Origin of the sequence: Hahella ganghwensis DSM 17046, from assembly GCF_000376785.1 — a bacterium.
Taxonomy (GTDB): domain Bacteria; phylum Pseudomonadota; class Gammaproteobacteria; order Pseudomonadales; family Oleiphilaceae; genus Hahella; species Hahella ganghwensis.
Window position 1 is genome coordinate 15,642 of sequence record NZ_AQXX01000106.1, and the last position, 20,587, is coordinate 36,228.

The following is a 20,587-nucleotide window of genomic DNA, read 5'->3' on the forward strand; positions in this document are numbered from 1 at the left end:
TTGGTATTCATTTGTCTTTACCGGGTGGGATGACTATCCAGACCCGGATTGCGCCTGACACTAAGCTTAGCCTATGCCCCGCCTTCGTTTGGACAATTCTTCCAGTTCTATCGTTTTGACCAGTTTGTCCGCCAGTTGTACCGGAGTCCCTCTAAATTCCACACAGCCCGTGTCAGCGACTGAATCCGGCATAGAACTGTTGGCACAAGAGTCGGAAGTCTGTGTCCATATTCTGCTGCCGTAGGCTTTCAATAGCGGGCCGGCGATGGCTCCGTCATTTCCCATGCCACTGAATAAAATGGCATTGGCTTTGGAACCATAAAAATTGGCAACGTTTAACATGACCTGGTCTATGGAAGGTCCGTAAGGACCCGGCCAGGCATGTTCCTGAAAGCTCATGGCACCATCTTCATCAAAAGTGACTTCCTGGTCCACCGGCATAATGACAACTTCACCGTTATGAAGCTTGCCTCCCTGACGGGCCTCAGTCAACGTCACCGTCGCATGGCGTCCCAACACCCTGACCAGGACATTCGCTGAATTCTGGTCGATATGCTGAGCATAGACATAGGCTACAGGAAGGCCTACTGGTAAACAGTCCAGAAAGCTTTTCACTGCAGCGGGGCCGCCCAATGAGGCGCCCAGTATGACCACCCTTTCCACCGGATCCGAGGCTGTTGCCGGGCGGATATGGTGGGGTAGGGGGATTGCCTGGGGATTTCTGTTGACCAGAGTGTCCAGGTCATTCAGGGTTTCAACGTGTTCCGACAGAGTCTCCGGTTCACCGACCAGTTCCACCAGTTTACTGTAGAGACGTCGCTCCCACTTGGCATAATCCGGAGAGTGTTTACCAGGAGCCTCGCCCAACCCGAATAGGATGGGCGCTTCGCTGCTCTCTATCATGACATCCAAAGCGTCGGACCATAGGTCTTCGTCCGCCAGGATGACAATCCAGGTCTGAACCGACGCAAAACGCTCAAGATACTCCTTGTCTATTCGTGCCGGGTCACTGTTAATCGCCACAGTAAAGCCGTAGCCTTCAATGGCGGCCTGCATAATGTGACGTTGCAGCGGGCAGTCTGAAACCAGCCCTATGACTGCTTGTTGCCCCGGCATCAGCGTTTATCCACAAGACTCTCTATTGTGTCGAGAAGAACGCTTTCCTGGAACGGTTTACCCAGGTATTCATTCACGCCAATTGACAGAGCTCGCTCCCGGTGTTTCTGACCGGTACGCGAGGTGATCATGATGATCGGTACTTCTTTCAGGCGTGAGTCATGGCGTACGAGGCTGGCAACCTCGAAGCCGTCCATCCGTGGCATTTCAATATCCAACAGCATAACGTCCGGTTTGTGATCCTGCAGAATGGCAATCGCGTCCACCCCGTCTTTTGCGGTAATAACTTCCATACCATTCCGTTCCAGCAGACGCGTGGTAACTTTTCTTACCGTGACCGAGTCGTCCACCACCATGACTTTGGTTGGGCCGGTGGATCTGCTGGCTTCGACTGGCTGCTCAACTTCTTTATGCAGCTGGGTGGTAATATCAGTACGCAGCAGCGCCGGTAGATCGAGAATGACGACCACGCTACCATCACCGAGGATGGTGGCACCGGATACGCCGCGTACGTTAGAGAACTGAGGCCCAAGGCCTTTAACCACGATCTCGCGGGAGCCCATCAAGCTGTCAACCTGTAGCGCCAGAGGCTGTTCACCGCCGCCGCGAACCAGAATCACCGGAAGAGGCAGTGCCTGGCCCTGAAGTTTTGGATGGTGCTCACTGTTCAGCAGGCTACCGAGGTACTGTAGCCGGTATTTCTGGCCGGCATACTCATATAGTGGCGCTTCTGGTTTATAGAACTCTTCCAGTTCATAGGTGCTGACACGCACGATACCTTCAATGGTATTGAGAGGTATGGCGTAGTAGTCTTCACCGGTGTTGACCATCAGAGCCCGGTTGACCGATACCGTGAACGGCAGGTGCACAATGAAGCGCGTACCCTTGCCTGGTTTGGAGTCGATGGAAACACGTCCTCCAAGCTGTTTGATCTCACTGGCCACAACATCCATCCCGACACCACGACCGGAAATCTGTGTGACTTTTTCAGCGGTACTGAAGCCAGCATGGAAAATAAATTGCAGCACGTCATGGTCGGTCATGGGGACGTCGTCGTCCAGCAAGCCTTGTTTGATCGCTTTCTTGCGGATGGCTTCCACATTGATGCCGCCACCGTCATCAGACAGTATCAGCACCACGTCTCCGCCTTCACGGCCAACAGAGAGCTCGATTCGACCGGTTTCACTCTTGCCGGCTTTAACGCGCTCTTCAGGCATCTCGACACCATGGTCAACGGCATTCCGAAGCATGTGCTCCAGGGGAGCAACCATGCGCTCCAGGACGGTCCGGTCCAGCTCGCCTTCGGGGTTGTAAACTTCAAAGTCGACCTTTTTGCCCAGTTCCGTACTGACCTGACGGATAATCCGACGCAAACGCGGAACCGTGCTGGTGAACGGTACCATGCGGGTTTTCATTAACCCTTCCTGCAACTCGGTATTGATCCTGGATTGTTGCAGCAACAGAGTCTCAGCATCACGAGTCTTGTTCATCAGTGTTTCACGAAGGTCCGTCAAATCCGAAGAGGATTCGCTCAGGGCCCGTGAAAGCTGCTGTATGGAGGAATAACGGTCCATCTCAAGAGGGTCAAAGTCCTCATATTCCGGAACGCCTTCTTTTTCCATCCGGAATAGAACCTGGGCTTCTGTTTCCATGTCCATCCGACGCAACTGCTCACGTTGGCGATCAATGGTGGCTTGCATTTCTTCCAGGGTGTAACCGAAGTCACTGATCTGCTGTTCCAGCAAACCACGTGCAATACTGGTTTCACCTGCCAGGTTTACCAAGCCCTCAAGCAATGGTGAAGAAACCCTGATCGTATCCACCGGAGCCTGGCGTTGTGCCGCAGGAGCTGGTGTGGCCGGTTTTTCTTCTTTCTTGGCTTTTTCTGGCGCGGGAGAAGGTTTCTCACGCTGGAACTGCATCATTTGTTCCGCCAGCTTGTCGTCAGAAGAGATTTCTTCTTCCGCAGCTTGCGGGGCATCAGCCTGGTCGGCTTCCTCCAGGGTGTCGTAAAACGCCTTGACCCGAGTAATCTCCACTTTCAAGCGATTGAAAAGAGTTTCTATCTCTCCTCGGAGAGCATCATCCAGCTCGTGCTTGTTGTTGGATGCATCCAACACTATGGATTCAAGTTCCTGAGTCAGGTCGCCAATATCGGAAAGGGTGGCCAGACGCGCTCCACCTTTCAGAGTGTGTAGGGAGCGGGCCATCGAATCTGCATGGTTGGCATTTCGAGGATCACGGGACCAGTCGCCAAGCTCACGCTCCAACGTCCCCTTTAGCTCATCCGCTTCTTCAATGAATACTTGCAGAATTTCCGGATCGACTTCCAGTTGCAGAGCAGTTTTGACAATCGGCTCACCGCGCTCCAGCTGTTCCAGTTCGTGGATCAGCTCATTGGGAACTTCTGGTTGCTCCAGCTGTTCAATTTGGTCGAGCAGGCGTGAAATATAGCGCATGGAGCGCTCCACCAGACTGATCAGTTCGTCACTGACCTGGTGCTGCCCATCGACAACCGAGTCCATGCATTTGGCCAGAGCCTCTGTCAGCATTGTGACGCTGCCAACGTGAGCCAGCTTGGCGCCACCGTTCAGAGTGGCCAGATCCCGGGTGAGTTCGCGGGCCGGATTGATATTATCCGGATTCTCTTTCCAGCGATCGAAGCAGTCCATCACTGCTTCCATAATATCCCGGGATTCATCCAGGAATATCATTCTCAGTTCATCTTCGCTGGTGTCTCCGGCGAGATTCTGCAGAGACTGCTGTTCTCGTTCAATATCAGAAATGGTGTCGCGAGGCTGCAAGCCACCTTTAGTGTGGTGATTATAGTAATGAGTCACCCGCATGATCAGATCATTGGCAGCAGCAACCGGCTGTTGTGCCGCGACATTCTCTACCATGACGGCCAGTCGGTCGTGACACTGCAGCATCAGTTCCGACAGCGAAGGTTCTGCCTCGAAGCGTCCTTCGACAATACCCTCGAACAGTGTTTCCAGCTCATGGGAAAGATCGCCTATGGGCTTGATCTCAGCCATGCGGGCACCACCTTTGAGGGTGTGCAGGGCGCGCTGCAGTTCTTTAACATGCTCAATGTTGTCCAGTTCAGACAACCAGCTTTGCAGGTTTTGTGCAGTTGTATCGACCAACTCCTGGGCCTCTTCCAGGAAGATGGAAACCAGCTCCTGGTCCAGGTCTGTGGTTTCGTAAGACTCATTTTCAACTGCGCTGACATCTAGCTCTTCGTATGCCGGTGTCGGTACAGGTGCTTCCTCTATTTCGATCGGCTCTTCAGACATCTCGACTTCCGGTAATTCGAGATCTTCTGTCGGCGCATCTGCTTCTTCTGTAACTTCTAGATCTGTTATTTCGAGAGTCGGCGCGTCTTCTTCAGGGAAAGTTTCCTCTGGGGCCGCCTCTTCGATGGTTTGTCCGGAAGCCATCGCCTGGATACGAATGATAAGATTCTGGGCTGGCTGGACCGGGTGCAATTGCGCGACCGAATCGACCATGCCAGCCAGGCTGTCATGGGATTCAGTGGCCAGGCCAACCATCTCAGGAACAGGTTGCAGGCGTCCTTCGGTCAGACGTTCGAATAGTGTCTCCAGCTCGTGGGCAAGATCGCCGATTGGCTTGATCTCTGCCATACGCGCGCCGCCTTTTAAAGTGTGAAGGTCGCGCTGCAACTGGGCCAGGAGTTCGTTGTCTGTCAGATTTTCAGACCAGTTATGGAGTGTCTCGCCTGTCCGGTGAACAATATCCTGAGCTTCCTCAAGGAATATCTCTACCATCTCAGGATCAAGAGGGGCGACTTCTTCCAGTACTGGAATGTCGTCGTCTGCTCCGGTATCGATTCCAGTATCAAGATCCGGCAGTGGCAGCTCTTCTTCCTGCTCACTTGTGTCTTCTTTGCCAGCACCACTGATGTATCCGCGCAGTGCTTCAATCAGATCCGGTGCTTCGGATGCACTTGACGTACTGGCGACGGAGTCCACCATGCCGGCCAGGGTATAATGCGCGAGAAGTGCGAGATTAACCGCTTCTTCATCTGCAACGATCCGGCCTTCGACGATGCCTTCAAACAGGCTTTCCAACTCGTGGGCAAGGTCGCCTATCGGCGGGATGCCTGCCAGGCGAGCGCCTCCTTTGAGAGTATGGAGATCCCTTTGTAATTGCTGGACCAGTTCATTGTCATTAGGGCTGCGGCTCCAGTCCTGAATGACGTCGCCGGAACTGGTCATGATATCGTTGGCTTCTTCGAGGAAAACTTCGGCCAGATCAGGGTCCAGTTGATAGACGCCTTCTGGCGGCATCGATGAGGTCTCGGGTTCTTCCGCTTCCAGGACGGGAATCTCGTCCATGGAGAAGCTGTCCTCTGTCTCATCAGCAGCCTGGGGTTCTTCTGCCTGTTCGCTGACGGACTGAAGAGATACTGCCAGGGAATTCAGTTCGGCAATCAGGTCCTGCTCAGGTTGTGTTGCCAAACCGGCAGCGACCTGATCCATCATGCTGATCAATACTTCATGACCGCGGTTGGCCAAATCGAAGAAATAGTCATCGCCCGGCTCAGACTTCATGGCGCGCTCATACAATCCTTCCAGCGCCTGGGCCAATTCTGCGACATCGTCCAGCCCCGCAACATGTGCTCCGTGAGCGAGAGTTGTCAGTTCGGTCACCAGATTTTCGATATCAATGGTAACCTCAGGATCCTTTCTCCACTCGTTCAGAATGCGTTCTGCATCAAGCAGAATATCCACGCCTTCTGTCAGGAACAGATTGATCAGATGAGGATCTGGTTTATCAACGCTCTGCAGATTGCCGTATCGGTTGTCGTCTGCGAGATACTCCGCACTGAGCTCCTGGAGCTTTTCAAGAAATTCCTGTGTGCCTTCAAGTTCCCGAAGAGGTGTCGTATCCACCTGGTCCAGACCTTCCCGCACGAAACGAGCAGTATCTGCCAACATTTCTGCAATGCGATGGTCCACTTTGACATTGTGAGCCCGGGCTTCTTTTACAAACTTCTCTACCGGTACCACAATGCTGGCGATAGGTTCGATGCCAGCCGTATTGGCGCTACCTTTCAGGGTATGCATGGCCCGGGAAATATCATCTGTCAGGTCGAGAGGTTCGTAAGCGGCTTGCGCTTCCCTTACGAATTCTCCAAGGGTATCCAGGTGACTTTCGGTCTCTGCAAGGAAAATTTCCTTCAGGGCCGGGTCAATATCCAGTGATTCTTCTGCGTCACCTTCTTCAACCACCATTCCTCCAGCGCTAAGTCCGGTGGAATCTACATAATCAGGAAGGTCTTTACCGGCTGGGATGCTGTTTGGAACCTCTCCCTTGGCCAGGGCATGTGCCTGTTCCATCAGACCGTCAGTATTGTGCGACGGGCCTCGTTGCAATTTAAAGTCTTCAACGAGATCGGGGAGTATTCCAACGACTTGATTGACAAGATTGCCAATGACGTCACTCATGAAGATGGTGCCATCGATCACCTTGTTGAACAGGTTCTCGATTGACCAGGAGAGCTCGCCAACCTGCGAGGCTCCTACAAGACGCCCGCTGCCTTTTAGAGTGTGAAAAGCTCTGCGGACTTCTGTGAGTGCTTCGGTATTGTCATAACTGGCCAGATATTGGGGTAAGAACTCTCCAATTGTTTCCAGTACTTCACTGGCTTCTTCGACGAATATCTCAATGATCTCATCATCGATCATATCGTCATCATCATCCGCCGCAGCCACTGGTTCAGAGGCGGGAGTTGCAGTTGCTTCTTCTACAGGCTCCTCTTCGGTTTCCTGTTCCTCTCCTTCTACCGTCGGAAGAGCTCCGCCCGAGTTGAACTCGGAAGGAGTCGCAGGAATTGCCTGTGAGGGTAGATCAAGCTCACTGGCTGGCTCTTGAGTCTCTTCTACTTCAGTGATGTCCTCATCCAGCTCTTCCTGACTGGCGCGTGCCTGCTTTCTGGCAGCGGCTAGTCGTTCTGCTGTCTCAATAAACGACTGGGTGTCAGCAACATCACTGCCGCTTTTGTAGCTGTCAATCAAGGCGGGAAGTCTGGCATTGACCTGCTCAAGCAATTCAAACATCTCAAGGCTGGTCTGAATGGAGCCTTCAATAACCCGGTTGAGCATGTTCTCAACAGCCCAGGCCAGTTCACCGATAGCAGTTGCTCCAACCAGACGACCACTGCCTTTCAGGGTATGGTAAGCCCTGCGCAGTTCTGTCAGTGCATTCTGGTCTTCCGGGTTAGACTGGAAGCTTGGGTAATACTGTTTAATAGTGTCCAGAACTTCAGCGGCCTCTTCGACGAATATCTCGATGATTTCATCGTCGATCAGTTCCTGATCGGTGGCTTTCTCACTGGAGGATTCTGGTGCGGCAGTTGGTGCGGCAGGTTGTTGTGGCGCTGCGGTAACCTGAGCCTTACCGGCTGCTTCGCCAACGGGATAGCCCAGTTGCGCGAGACTCTGTTCAGCGACTTCCAGGATCATATCATTATCACGGCTGCCTTCACTCAGGCGTTCGAGATAATACTCGATACTGGTAATGGCATCTGCCAGTGTGTCCAGTTGACTCCAGTCGGGAGCCTGGTCCTTTTGCAGCAACTGCTGGTCAATATAACTGGCGCAGGCTTCAAGCAGGTCGGCTGCCTGGGTCAACGGAATAATTTTCAGGCCGCCCCGAATACTTTGCAGCAGTGAGGGAACGCCTTCTATTTCGGATTTATCCCAATGCGAAGCAATAAACTCCACAATATCGGTCTTGGCTTGCTCCAGACCATTTCTTGCTTCACGAATAACGGCCTCGTGGGCATTCTGAATCTGGTCTTTGGGAACTTCAGATGGAGACGCGGAGGTCGTTTCTCGATGTTCCTCGCCACCAAAGCCACTCAGAGTCGCTTCGATATAAAGTAATGCTCCGGCAATATCCATTAGAACATCGTCTTCAGGAACTTCGCCAGAATTAACAAGCTTCTCAATGATCTCGATCTGCTCGCCAATGACCTTGCGTGGGATGCCGAGTCCCAATACCGCCATGGTATTGGATACTTGCTGCAGACCAGGAATCAGTTCCTGGAGATCAGAAGCATTTTTGTATTCGCCACGAACGAAAAGGTCCAGTTGGTCCTTCACTCGCGCCAGTTCTTCATTCAGGGCATCGACTACAGAATCAATGGCTCCGCGATCGGGGCCTGTCATCCGTTGACGTTCCTCGTCTACTTCCTGTTCGCTGGGCAGTGCCTGAGCGAGTCGGTAGTCCTTGCGAATGCTGTCCAACATGGAGTTGGAGCCGTCACAGCGTGCTATGTAGTACAGCAAGTGCTTGGCCAGATCTTCCGGCGCTGGTTGACCGAGGATATCAACATATTCCTCAATCATTCGTTTCAGGTTCGCATCAAGGTAACGTAAAACGTTTTTTGTCCCTGAAGACAACTCAATGGATTTTCCCTGCAGACCGGAGACAAAACCGGCACTTAGGCGCCAAAGTTGGCTGAAAGGCGAGTCCTGGCATATGGATTCAAGGCGCTTAAACACCTTGAGCATATAATTGTAGTTTGCTTCCAGGTCCGCTTCCCGGATGACTCCGGCAAGGGCAAACTGGAACATCTGACGAAGCTTGCGCAGCTGGGACACCATTTTGTCATTCTGCAGGCGCTGACGAACTTCGTCAGATGCAGGAATGCGCAGAATGGATAAATCCGGTGTAAACAGAGAGGTGTCAGAAAGTAGAGACTCCCCCCTTGATGCTCGCAAATCATTGAGCAGAGGAAGCAGTACAACGGGAAGGTCACGTTGGCTGCTTTGTAGTCGACTGAGGTAGTTGGGCAACTGCAGGATAGCCTGCATGAGAACTTCAATCGCTTCAGTCGGATTGGCCACTTTTTCCTGCAGCAAGGCTTTGGCCAGTTGCTCCATTTCTTCGGCGAGCAAAGCTGCGCCGTAGAATTCCACCATCTGCAGGGTGCCGTGTACTTGGTGAATATAATTCAGACAGAATCGGAGCTTTGCACTGTCCTCAGTGTTATTCACATAGTCCTCAAGCGCGAGTTGCGCTTGATTCAGTGTGCTGTCAATTTCGCCCTTAACCCACTCAAGAGCTACGTAGTCATGGTTGCCCGCCATAACTTCTCCAGTTAGTTATCCCGCTCGTTGTGCCTGATAAATGCCAGTGTATTGTCATTGGGTATGCGCTCCAGAAGAGGGCTTTGCCAATCAACAATCTCCCCTTGTCCCAGGACCAGAAGGCCCCCGGGAACCAGGCGTTCAGCAAGGCGATTCAAAATTTCTTTACGCCGCCAGCGTTTGAAATAAATCAACAGGTTCTGACAAAAAATAATGGTCATGCCATGCATCGGAGCATCTTTCAGTTCAAGAACATTAACCCTCGAAAAGCAAACTCGCTCTTTCAGTTTTGGCATGACGGCAAACTCATTGTCCGACAGTTGCTTAAAATACTTATCTTTCCGCTCCTGGCTCAAAGTGACCAGTTTGCGGGCCGGATATACCGCTGCCCGGGCTTTTGCCAGCGCCGGGATACTGATGTCAGTGCCGGTGACGCCGTAATACCCTTTCAGTTTTTCAGCTTCCAGGGTTTCTTCAATGATCATGGCCAGAGTGTAGGGTTCTTCCCCTGTGGAGCAGCCGACACTCCAGGCCTCAATACTTTTTTGGGTTAATGCATGGGGTGGTCGGGTGCAGAGATAGTCTCTAACGAGATTAAAGGCATCTGCATCCCTGTAGAACCTTGTTTCCTGCACTGTCAACCGGTCCACCAGGACAGTCCATTCCACCATGGCTTTAGCGCCCTTTGCGACCATGTCGAAGTAAGCCTGGTATGAGGGACAACCTATCTCCCTCATACGAATCCCCAGGCTTGTCTGCAAAAACACCTTGCGTTCCAGCGGGAGGTTCATTCCCGTCCGCTTTTCCAGCAAGTCCTGCCAGCGAATGAACTCTTTATCGTCCATTGATGGCAGGCTTTTCAGGCTCCAAAGTCGATCTGACTCTTGACCATTATTGTTCGCCATGGAGGCGCCCTAACATAATCTTGGTCCGCATTAACCCCTGATCACCCCCGGTGACCAGCTATCGCTGGATTAAGCTGCATCCATATCAGCATCTGCGTCGTCGATATCAATCTCGTCGCTATCGCCCATATCGTGGCCAAGCTGGTCAGGCAGCTTGAAGCCCGCAACTGAATTACGCAGCTGGTTGGCCAGTTCCGCAAGTTTACCGATCGACTTCGCAGTCGCGTTGGTACCGGCAGATGTCTGCGAGGTGATTTCCTGGATGACGTTCATCGTATTGGAAATGTGACCTGCGGAAGAAGACTGCTGACGTGCAGCGTTTGAAATGTTCTGGATCAAGTCCGCAAGGTTTTTCGATACGTTCTCGATTTCTTCCAGGGCTACACCAGCGTCCTGGGCGAATCGTGCTCCACGTACCACCTCGGCGGTGGTTTGTTCCATTGAGATTACCGCTTCGTTGGTATCTGTCTGGATGGTTTTTACCAGTGCTTCAATCTGCTTGGTTGCAGCAGAGGAACGTTCCGCAAGGCGCTGTACCTCGTCCGCAACAACCGCGAAGCCCCGACCTGCGTCACCGGCCATAGATGCCTGGATCGCAGCGTTAAGAGACAGGATGTTGGTTTGGTCGGCAATGTCGTTAATCAAGGATACGATGTCACCGATCTCCTGGGATGATTCACCCAGACGCTTGATCCGTTTGGACGTTTCCTGGATCTGTTCACGGATGTTGTCCATCCCGCGAATAGTAGACTGTACGATTTCGGCACCTTTCTTCGCGATCGCAACCGACCGCTCCGCAACCGCTGCTGATTCGGCAGCGTTAGAAGATACCTGGTCGATAGAGACCGCCATTTCGTTGATCGCAGCAGAAGCTCCGGCAATTTCCTGCGCCTGGTGCTCGGAAGCATCGGCAAGGTGCATGGCCGTGGCCTGGGTTTCCTGGGCAGCGCCTGCAACCCGTACCGCAGTTTCGTTAATGGAGGTTACCAGCTGACGCATTTGGTCGATCGCGAAGTTGATGGAGTCGGCGATCGCACCGGTGAAGTCCTCGGTTACCGTTGCCTCTGTGGTCAGGTCACCATCTGCGAGGTCGGCAAGTTCGTCAAGCAGACGCAGGATCGCGTTCTGGTTCTGTTCGTTCTGGGAAGCCTCTTTCTCATACCGTTTTTTCGATTCCTGGTTACCCACGACACCGATAATACCGATGGCGACGATAATCACGAACAGCAACAGGTAGCCCAATTCGTCACTGACGATCCGGGTTTCGGCCTGAGTCTGGAAGGTGTTGTTCAGTTCTGATGTTTCAGACAGCAGAGACTGGGATTTTTCAAAGATGTTGTTGGCAGCTTCCCGTACCCGGAAGAGTTCAGGGGAAGTTTCCAGAATGGTGTCGACGTTTTCGTTAACGAATTCGAAAAGCTCGGCGATGGCTTCCAGGCCGAAGATCGCGTCTTCGTCTTCTACCTTACTGATACCCATGACCTGGTTACCTTCCACCATGCCGTTGAGTACCCGTCCGAAGAGGTTTACGTCCCGTCCGAAACGGTCAGCAGCTGTTACAGCGTCTTCGCCACCAGCCAATACTTTGTTAACACTACGTACAATACGTTCCGCCAGCAGAGCCTGACGCTGAGCAACCGCGACCTGGTCAGCGGGAGCATCATTTTCCAGAAGAATCTGAACAACATCATCATATTCAACCTGCAGCTGGGGGATAGTGTCGTTGAGGGTGATGGCAACCTGGTGAAGGCCCAGTACGGTATCTTTGGAGTTCAGGATCTGGTCAGCGTTGGCCCGTACTTCTTCCCACAGGGTTCCAACGTTGGACATTTGTACCATTTCAACTGGAGGCAGGTTCTGTTCGGGATTCCCCTTGTCCAGAACATCCCACAGGCCCTGGAAGTCATCACGTGAACGACGTAACTGGTTAAAGGCTTCGCCCTTACCATCAGCCGCTTCCGATGAGTTTTTTGCAATCTCCTGGGAAAGTACCCTCAGCTCCGATGCGTAACTGATGTAGGTCTTATCCCGGCTTGCATCCAGGTTTACCGTAAATATTACATAGAGCAGGGCGATAACCGCGACCACTACGATGCCATACATGGCCATCTGTAGCGGGTTTGTAGTCCCCTGTCCGGATGTTGATTTTCCAGCTTTTGATATCATTGCTATGGCTCCCCAGCCGTTTCAACTCGTACCTGTTAAGCGTAGCAGACGCAGGTTACAGGCGCCGTAATCACTGCGCAGCGATCACTGCGCCACGTTTAAAAAATTCGGGTTATCGATCAGATTGTCGGTATTGAACACGTTCCAGCGGTCCTGGCTTCGGGCATAGTAGCCGCTGACAAAGTCTTGAATTTTATCAGGAACGTCAGATTTGCCTTCCTGAAAACTGTCAACTGGGAAGTACTGCATGCCCAGTACACCGTCGACAATCAGGCCGCTGAATATATCACCTTTCTCAATGACCAGAACCCGCCGGTCGCGGGTACTTCTGGTTTTGTGATCCAGGCCAAAGAATTCCGACAGGTCCATGATGGGCAACAACCGTCCCCGGACATTGGCAATGCCTTCCATCCAGCCTTTAACACCAGGTATTTGTGTAAAGCGTGGAACAGGAAGTATCTCTACCACTTCACCCATCGCGGCCACAAACTTGTGGCCAGCCAGCGAAAAACCGATGCCATTCCATAACTCGATGACATCTTCCTGGGCGGGTAGACCCTCAGCTAAGGCCCGGCTTTTGTTCTCTATGTCGACAAGAACGCTAAACGGGTCTGTCTTTGTTGGCATGACTTATGGCGGCTCCTTCGGATGACAATCTTGGACGTCTCCGATGCTTTTCTAACTAGTGAATACCGAAAGGTCGTCAATTAACCGATAAGATCATTGATCGTTTTGATCAAATCTCCTTCGTTAACCGGTTTTACCAGGTAACCTTTGGCACCTTGTCTTGTGCCCCAAACACGGTCGGTTTCCTGATCCTTGGTAGTGACAATCACTACCGGGATATTGGCAGTATCCTCACCACGGGTAAGCTGACGAGTAGCCTGAAAACCGTTCAGGCCAGGCATGACCACATCCATCAGGACAAGGTCCGGCTTTTCGGCGCGAGCCAAAGCTACGCCGTCAGCGCCATTGTCAGCGGTCAATATTTCATGCTTGTGTTTCTCAAGAATGCTGCTGATTTTTCGTACTTCAGTAGGCGAGTCATCTACAATCAGTATGCGAGCCATAATTCCCCCAACAAAAGAATGATAAGCTTGTAGTCCTAGTTTAGCTTATTTAATCGATGCTATTTGTTCGCAACGTGGTTCCGAATAGTGCCCAGCAACTCGTCCTTGCTGAACGGTTTGGTTAGATACTGATCGGAGCCAACGATTCGGCCTTTGGCCTTATCGAACAAGCCATCCTTACTGGACAGCATAATGACAGGCGTGCTTTTAAATGCGCTATTGTTCTTGATTAGTGCGCAAGTCTGATACCCATCAAGGCGCGGCATCATGATGTCCACGAAGATGATATCCGGGTGTGAGTCAGCAATCTTTGCTAAGGCATCGAAGCCATCCGTTGCAGTGATAACGGTACAACCGACTTTCTTCAGCAAAGTCTCGGCCGTTCGACGAATCGTCTTGCTATCGTCAATGACCATGATCTTGAGGTTCTCAAAGTTATCTTCCATCTCAATACGGCCCTGATATAAAGGTCACCTTGTAATAGTTTTGGTTAGTAGTAATGGTTGTAATTCAGTCAATATTTGGCTGGCTTTGGTTGCGTTGGAAAGTGGCAGTAGGCAAGTTAATGGCCTTTTTTAACATAGAATTACAACGCAATCTATATGTAAATACTATTTATAGTGCATGTCCGTAAATAGACAAAGAAAATCTTTGTGTATAAATGTCACCGACACCACGGCGCCGGCTTACTTCCGATAGATGACACATAATTAATGGTGGATTGTTGATCAGATCCACAATGCTCAGTGTCTCACCGGCAACCTCCATGATTTGCAGCATTATAAAAGAAAAACAGGTCATTATCGCAGTTCAAGGTGACGGAAGACAAACTGCGTTAAGTATTGTTTTCCCAGTATTTTGGAGAATAGTACAGATATGGGAAATCTGCCTCCTTCATGGCATTATTAGCGCCCATTGTTCATATCGATAATTTGCTAGTGCGATGGTAATAAGTCTTATGCCCTATAAACGTACTCGTTAGCATCTCGGTATGATGAAACGTTTGTGGCGAATAATTGTTCAGCATTAAAGAGTGTTGGGTGTGAAGGTATGAGTATTAAAATTGGTGTGGTGATGGACCCGATTTCCTCCATCAATGTCAAGAAAGACAGCACTCTGGCTATGTTGCTGGCCGCGCAGCGAAAGGGCTGGCAAATCTTTTACATGGAGCAGGGGGATCTGTACCTGGATCAAGGTTTGCCCTATGCCCGAATGCGTTCACTTAAAGTGGCTGACGACCCTCAGAACTGGTTTGAAATGACGGGTGAATTTACAGAAGCACTGGATTCGCTCGATATTATTCTGATGAGGAAAGACCCGCCAGTCGACAGCGAGTTTATTTTTGCCACACATATCATGGAGGCAGCTGAGCGTCGTGGAACTCTGGTAGTGAACAAAACCCAGAGTTTGAGAGATTGCAATGAAAAACTGTTTGCCACCCAATTTGCTGATCTCTGCCCTCCTGTATTGGTCAGTCGGGACAACGATAGATTGCGGCGTTTTTTCGCTGAGCAGCAGGATGTGATCTACAAGCCTCTTGATGGTATGGGGGGGCGTTCAATCTTCAGAGTCAAAAGTGGCGACTCGAATCTGGGAGTGATTCTGGAAACTCTGACAGACAATGGCCGCAGGCAAATCATGGCGCAACGCTATCTGCCGGAAATCAAAGATGGTGACAAGCGTATTCTGTTGATTGACGGAGAACCTGTTCCTTACGCCTTGGCCCGCATTCCATCACAAGGGGAGAATCGTGGCAATCTGGCGGCAGGTGGTCGAGGAGAGGGCAGGCCGCTGACTGAAAGGGATCGTGAAATATGCGAGCGTGTAGCGCCAGTCCTGAAAGAGAAAGGGCTATACTTCGTGGGTCTGGATGTCATTGGCGATTATCTGACAGAAATCAATGTCACCAGCCCTACCTGTATTAGGGAGCTGGATAAGCAGTTTGGTTTGGATATTGCGGGCCAGTTGATGGATTTCCTGGAAAAGAAAGCGGGTAAATAACAGGGATTCAGCAGGGTCCCTGAATTTGCAATTGAATTATCGTGAGAGTTGTTTGGTATAAAATGCACGAGTTGAAACATTGTGGCGGAGCGCTGCCGGAAAGGGTATTTCCGGAAATGTCGGCGGCAGATTGGGTCTTGTATAGGAAGAAGTTCGCTGTTAGCCGAAACGCTGTTTTAATAATTCCAGGGAAACGGTAGATAAGGTATGGCGATAGAGGAAGGCTACCCTGAGGAGTTAAGCCGCGGGGCATCTAAGGTTTCTGCCGGAGACAGGCTGGGATTCACCATTTTTATGGCATTGGCTTTACATGCCACGATTGTCTTCGGTGTGTCATTCGCAATAGAAGAAAGGCAACCGGCGCCTCGCACAGTCGAGGTGACTCTGGCCCAGTATGATGATCAGGAAGAGCCGGAAGATGCTGATTTCGTGGCTCAAACTAATCAGAAGGGAAGTGGTACTTTAGAAGAAAAGTCTGAGTTGACCACAATAGAAAAAGCTGATTTTCGTGACACTGAGGCGCGTAAAGTGGCTCAGGTTGAGCCTGATACGGTTGCGACCAAAAAGGAGCGTCAGGCCAAGGACGTCGTCGTCACGACAGATCAGTCCCCAAAAGATGTTGCGCCTACCGGTAAAACAGAAAAGGAAACGCCAGCTGAAGAGAAGCCACAAAAACGTTCGTTGTTGCAGAGAAGTATTGAGATCGCCAGCCTAGAGGCAAAGCTTGCCGAGCAGCAGAACGCCTATGCCAAGCGTCCAAGGGTGACCAGGCTGACAGCGGTATCTGCACGTCAGTCCAGTAGTGCCTTTTATATGGATAATTGGCGCAGAAAGGTGGAGCGTGTCGGAAATCTCAACTATCCGGATGAAGCCAGGCGTCGCGAATTGCACGGCCAGGTGCGCGTGGCTGTGAAGATCCAGCCAGATGGCCGGGTGCTCGAAATATCAATATTGGAGAGTTCGGGTTACAAGATTCTCGATGATGCGGTTGTCAGGATTATTCGTCTGGCGGAACCCTTTGCCCCATTCACAGAAGCGATGCGCAAAGAAGCTGATATTTTTGAAATTATCCGGACATTTGATTTTGATCGGCGTATTTCCAGTTATTGATTGCTATAGCTGCTGCATACTGCCGTGTCCTGGAGTGTTGGTATCGGGGCGAGTCGAAAATTGTGTTAACAATTCGAATCTGACTTTGCCGCACCCCCTACAAGTGGTTTATGCTTATAGACACCAATCGGTGTTTCAAGAGGAAGTTTCCTCATGACTGAGTCCATGTCTACCCTTCGTAATCAGTTTTTGATTGCGATGCCTCACCTAAAAGACCCCAACTTCGAAGGGACTATCAGTTACATCTGTGATCATAATGATGAAGGAGCTATGGGGATTGTCATTAATCGCCCGCTGGAAATCTGCATCAGTGATATGTTGGAGCAACTGGATATTGAAGGTGATGAGTTGCCTACTCCCGTCTACAGTGGCGGCCCTGTCCAGAACGAAAGAGGGTTCGTATTGCATTCGCCTCTGGGAGGTTGGCAGTCCTCCATGGCCATAAGCTCGGATATATGTATTACCACCTCCAAGGATATATTACAGGCAATGGCAGAAGGGCATGGCCCGAATTCCAGCCTGGTTGCTCTTGGATATGCTGGATGGGGGGCTGGGCAGCTTGAGAAGGAAATTGCGAATAATTTCTGGATAACCTGCCCGGCCAATGCAGAGATACTCTTTCATACTCCTGATGCCCAGAAAGTGGCTTCTGCGCTGGGCCTTATTGGCATAGACTATAACCGGCTGAGTACCCATTCCGGGCACGCTTGAAGTTGTTGGAAAAAGGTGTTCGCTGATTCATGACCACAGTTTTAGGATTTGATTTCGGTTTAAAAAGGATCGGCGTTGCCAGTGGACAGTCCATAACAGGGACCGCTTCCCCCTTGCCGGAAATACCTGCCCGAGACGGCATTCCTGACTGGAATGTCATTGCCAGATTGATTGATGAGTGGCAACCAGCCCGAGTGCTGGTTGGTGAACCGTCCAATATGGATGGAACTGACAGCGATATGGCTCGAAGGGCACGAAAGTTTGCCAATCGAATACATGGCCGTTTCGGTGTTCCGATTGTCCTGGTTGACGAAAGATTGACCAGCTTTGAAGCTAAGCAATTGGTAAAGGATCGCTACGGACATCAGGACTTTGGCCAGTACGCTGTAGATTCCATTGCTGCAGTTCTAATTATCGAGCATTGGTTTGCCTCGACGGATTCCCCGTTACAAAAGTCTGAATAAGGATCGGAATGACCTCAATTATTCATGTAGAGAATACTGTTGCGACCATGGCGGCTGAATTGAAGACCATGATCGCCAAACGGCAAATAGATAATCCTGTCATTGTAGGTATCAGAACCGGTGGTGTCTGGATCGCGAAGCGGTTGCAGGAACATCTGGAGTTGGCTGACGCGGTGGGTGAACTGGATATTTCATTTTACCGTGACGACTTTACTCGGATCGGGCTGAACCCCAGTGTAAAGGCCTCATCCCTGCCGATAGAGACGGAAAATCGGCACCTAATCTTAGTGGATGATGTTATCATGAGCGGCCGAACCATTCGGGCGGCTATGAATGAACTATTCGATTATGGTCGGCCGGCCAGCATCGTATTGGCGGCACTGATAGATGTCGGTGCCCGGGAACTCCCGATACAGCCCGATGTCATCGGCCACCAGGCTCATCTGGAGTCTGATGAACGGGTAAAACTGGTAGGTCCGGATCCCCTGCAGGTGGAACTCAGAAAAAAAGGTCAATCCTGATCGGTCCGGTTGTTACCCTGGATCTGTGGTGACTCAGATCTCTAAGAAGCCTCTAATAAAATCAGATCAAACAGCAAAGCCTAGAGTTAATACATGCCAGAACTCGACGAACACACACCTGTATTGCAATTAAACCGATTTGATCAACTTCGACATTTCCTCACTATTGATGGACTCAGCTGCCAGCATCTCACCGATATTCTGGATACCGCTGATACCTTTATAGAAGTGGGAAGTCGTTCAATCAAAAAAGTACCGTTACTGAGAGGTAAAACGGTCGCCAACCTCTTCTTTGAAGCCAGTACGCGAACCCGTACAACGTTCGAACTGGCGGCAAAGCGTCTATCTGCAGATGTTTTGAATATTAATATCAGCACCTCAGCTACCAGCAAGGGTGAATCTTTATCGGATATGCTGCAGAACCTGGAAGCCATGGCGGTTGATATGTTCGTCGTGCGCCATGCCCAGAGTGGAGCTCCCCACTTCATTGCGGAGTCGGTCACTCCCAGAGTATCAGTAATTAACGCTGGAGACGGGCGGCATGCTCATCCTACTCAGGCAATGCTCGATATGCTGACAATCCGCCAGCATAAGGGGCAGTTTAATGGACTGACGGTGGCCATTGTCGGAGATATTCTGCATTCGCGAGTGGCCCGCTCTCAGATACGGGCTCTGAATGTGCTTGGCGCCAGGGAAGTGAGAGTCATCGCACCTGATACATTGCTGCCGGTTGATGTAGAAAGCTTTGGGGTCAAGGTATTCAACGATATGAGTCAGGGCCTTGAAGGGGTGGATGTTGTGATTATGCTGCGATTGCAGAAGGAGCGAATGGAGGGAGCGCTGTTGCCCAGTGAGAGCGAGTTTTTCAGGCTGTATGGGCTCTCCGAGAAAAAGCTGAAGTTGGCTAAGCCTGACGCCATTGTCATGCACCCAGGGCCCATTAATCGTGGTGTTGAGATTGACTCAGCTGTTGCGGACGGACCTCAGTCGGTGATACTGAATGAGGTGACCAATGGTATTGCGGTGCGCATGGCAGTGCTGTCGATGGCCATGAGTGGACAGATAGCTGAACTTGCTGCAGATGAGGAGGTGATATGAGTTCACGTCTGTTAATCAAAGGTGGGCGAATTGTCAGTCCGGGGCCGTTATGTGATCAGGTTGCGGATATTGCGGTGGCCGATGGGCGAATTCTGGCTGCTGGGGATATTCCTCAGGACTTTACACCGGATCAAGTCATTGATGCTGTGGGACATTGGGTCAGTGCTGGATTTATTGATTTGAGCCATACGCTGCGACAACCCGGTCTGGAGCATAAAGCAACCATCGCCAGTGAGTGCGCTGCTGCAGCTCGCGGAGGCTTCACCACGCTCTGTACGCCGCCGTCAACATCACCTGTAAATGACAGTGCGCCAGTGACCAATCTGATTTTTGATCAGGCTCTGGGAGCAGCCAAAGCCAAAGTTCTGCCAATTGGAGCGATGACCAAGGGGCTAAAAGGTGAGCAGCTCAGTGAAATGTATGCTCTCAAGCAGGCTGGTTGTGTTGCTGTGACCAATATGCGTCATCCTTTTCGCAATAATCAGGTGTTGAAGCGCTGTCTGGAGTACGCTTGTTCTCAGGACATCCTGGCATTTGTGTGCCCCCAGGATTCGGCTTTGGCGAAAGATGGTTGTGCTCATGACGGGGCAATTGCAAGTAAGTTGGGGCTTGTTGGTATTCCCACTATTGCTGAGGTTTTATCTGTAGCTCAATGGCTGATCCTGGCTGAGGAAACTGAGGCGCAGGTGCACTTCTCACAGATTTCCTGTGCCCGGAGTGTTTCAATGATCGCGGAGGCGAAAGCCCGTGGTCTGAAAGTGACGGCAGATGTGGCTATTGCTAACCTTTTATATACCGATTCGGTAATTTCCGGATATAACCCCATGTTTCATGTTGAGCCTCCTTTGCGCAGTGAGAACGATAGGCAAGCTCTGTTGGATGGTGTGAACAGTGGTGTGATAGATGCCATCTGCTCGAATCATGAGCCACATGAAAGCGCCGCGAAGCAAGCGCCTTTCGCGGAAACGGCTTCCGGTATGAGTCAGGCTGAGTTGCTTTGTTCCCATATCGTTGAGTTGATTGGTGGCGGTGAGTTGGATCAGGCGGCAGCAATTCGTGCTTTGACGACCGGGCCTGCGGCAGTGCTTGGCATTGAAGCCGGGACGCTCGAGTCAGGCGCGGCCGGCGATATCGCCGTGATTGACTCAGAGTCTCGCTGGACGGTTTCAGAGGGAAGCTTGGTTTCACGGGGTAAGAATACACCCTCTCTAGGCAAGTCTCTGCCAGGACGTTCGCTTTACACGATATTGGATGGCGCTATAGTTTATTCAGCTGAGAACGACATCTGATAAAAGGCAAAACGGA

General features: G+C 51.2%; 14 protein-coding genes. 7 read left to right on the plus strand and 7 right to left on the minus strand.

Features of this window, described 5'->3' with window-relative positions:
• Positions 1 to 66: 66 nt before the first annotated feature.
• The 7 genes from F566_RS0111060 to pilG all read right to left on the minus strand — a co-directional run bounded on the left by F566_RS0111060 (position 67) and on the right by pilG (position 13,823).
• Entirely contained in the window at positions 67 to 1,116 is a 1,050-nt protein-coding gene (locus F566_RS0111060; protein WP_020407051.1) for a chemotaxis protein CheB, read from the minus strand.
• Positions 1,116 to 9,236 (minus strand): hybrid sensor histidine kinase/response regulator, encoded by an 8,121-nt coding sequence (locus F566_RS0111065; RefSeq protein ID WP_020407052.1) that lies wholly within the window; start codon positions 9,234 to 9,236, stop codon positions 1,116 to 1,118. The genes F566_RS0111060 and F566_RS0111065 overlap by 1 nt, the downstream gene beginning before the upstream one ends.
• An 11-nt stretch (positions 9,237 to 9,247) precedes the next feature.
• Positions 9,248 to 10,141: a CheR family methyltransferase gene (locus F566_RS0111070; protein WP_020407053.1), complete on the minus strand. Its 894-nt coding sequence runs from the start codon at positions 10,139 to 10,141 to the stop codon at positions 9,248 to 9,250.
• Positions 10,142 to 10,210: 69 nt separating this feature from the next.
• The gene (locus F566_RS0111075) at positions 10,211 to 12,307 is read right to left on the minus strand and encodes a methyl-accepting chemotaxis protein (protein WP_026179926.1); all 2,097 of its coding nucleotides are present in this window, start codon (positions 12,305 to 12,307) and stop codon (positions 10,211 to 10,213) included.
• Positions 12,308 to 12,391: 84 nt separating this feature from the next.
• The gene (locus F566_RS0111080) at positions 12,392 to 12,934 is read right to left on the minus strand and encodes a chemotaxis protein CheW (RefSeq protein ID WP_020407055.1); all 543 of its coding nucleotides are present in this window, start codon (positions 12,932 to 12,934) and stop codon (positions 12,392 to 12,394) included.
• An 80-nt stretch (positions 12,935 to 13,014) separates the two neighbouring features.
• Complete coding sequence (gene pilH, locus F566_RS0111085) at positions 13,015 to 13,377, minus strand: twitching motility response regulator PilH (protein ID WP_020407056.1); 363 nt, start codon at positions 13,375 to 13,377, stop codon at positions 13,015 to 13,017.
• A 59-nt stretch (positions 13,378 to 13,436) separates the two neighbouring features.
• Positions 13,437 to 13,823: a twitching motility response regulator PilG gene (gene pilG / locus F566_RS0111090; protein ID WP_020407057.1), complete on the minus strand. Its 387-nt coding sequence runs from the start codon at positions 13,821 to 13,823 to the stop codon at positions 13,437 to 13,439.
• A gap of 604 nt (positions 13,824 to 14,427) precedes the next feature.
• On the opposite strand from pilG, the gene gshB reads away from it, so the two are divergent.
• The 7 genes from gshB to F566_RS0111125 all read left to right on the plus strand — a co-directional run bounded on the left by gshB (position 14,428) and on the right by F566_RS0111125 (position 20,571).
• Positions 14,428 to 15,378, plus strand: a complete 951-nt coding sequence (gshB, locus tag F566_RS0111095) for a glutathione synthase (protein WP_020407058.1) — start codon at positions 14,428 to 14,430, stop codon at positions 15,376 to 15,378.
• Positions 15,379 to 15,585: 207 nt separating this feature from the next.
• Positions 15,586 to 16,488 carry an energy transducer TonB gene (locus F566_RS0111100; RefSeq protein WP_020407059.1) on the plus strand — a complete coding sequence of 301 codons (903 nt, stop codon included), beginning with the start codon at positions 15,586 to 15,588 and terminating at the stop codon, positions 16,486 to 16,488.
• Between the two features lie 153 nt (positions 16,489 to 16,641).
• Positions 16,642 to 17,199, plus strand: coding sequence for a YqgE/AlgH family protein (locus F566_RS0111105; protein ID WP_020407060.1), 558 nt, complete (start codon positions 16,642 to 16,644; stop codon positions 17,197 to 17,199).
• Positions 17,200 to 17,228: 29 nt separating this feature from the next.
• Complete coding sequence (gene ruvX, locus F566_RS0111110; protein WP_020407061.1) at positions 17,229 to 17,663, plus strand: Holliday junction resolvase RuvX; 435 nt, start codon at positions 17,229 to 17,231, stop codon at positions 17,661 to 17,663.
• An 8-nt stretch (positions 17,664 to 17,671) separates the two neighbouring features.
• The gene (gene pyrR, locus F566_RS0111115) at positions 17,672 to 18,184 is read left to right on the plus strand and encodes a bifunctional pyr operon transcriptional regulator/uracil phosphoribosyltransferase PyrR (protein WP_020407062.1); all 513 of its coding nucleotides are present in this window, start codon (positions 17,672 to 17,674) and stop codon (positions 18,182 to 18,184) included.
• Between the two features lie 93 nt (positions 18,185 to 18,277).
• Positions 18,278 to 19,282: an aspartate carbamoyltransferase catalytic subunit gene (locus F566_RS0111120; protein ID WP_020407063.1), complete on the plus strand. Its 1,005-nt coding sequence runs from the start codon at positions 18,278 to 18,280 to the stop codon at positions 19,280 to 19,282.
• A complete protein-coding gene (locus F566_RS0111125; protein ID WP_020407064.1) occupies positions 19,279 to 20,571 on the plus strand; it encodes a dihydroorotase in 1,293 nt (430 codons plus the stop codon). The genes F566_RS0111120 and F566_RS0111125 overlap by 4 nt, the downstream gene beginning before the upstream one ends.
• Positions 20,572 to 20,587 lie beyond the last annotated feature (16 nt).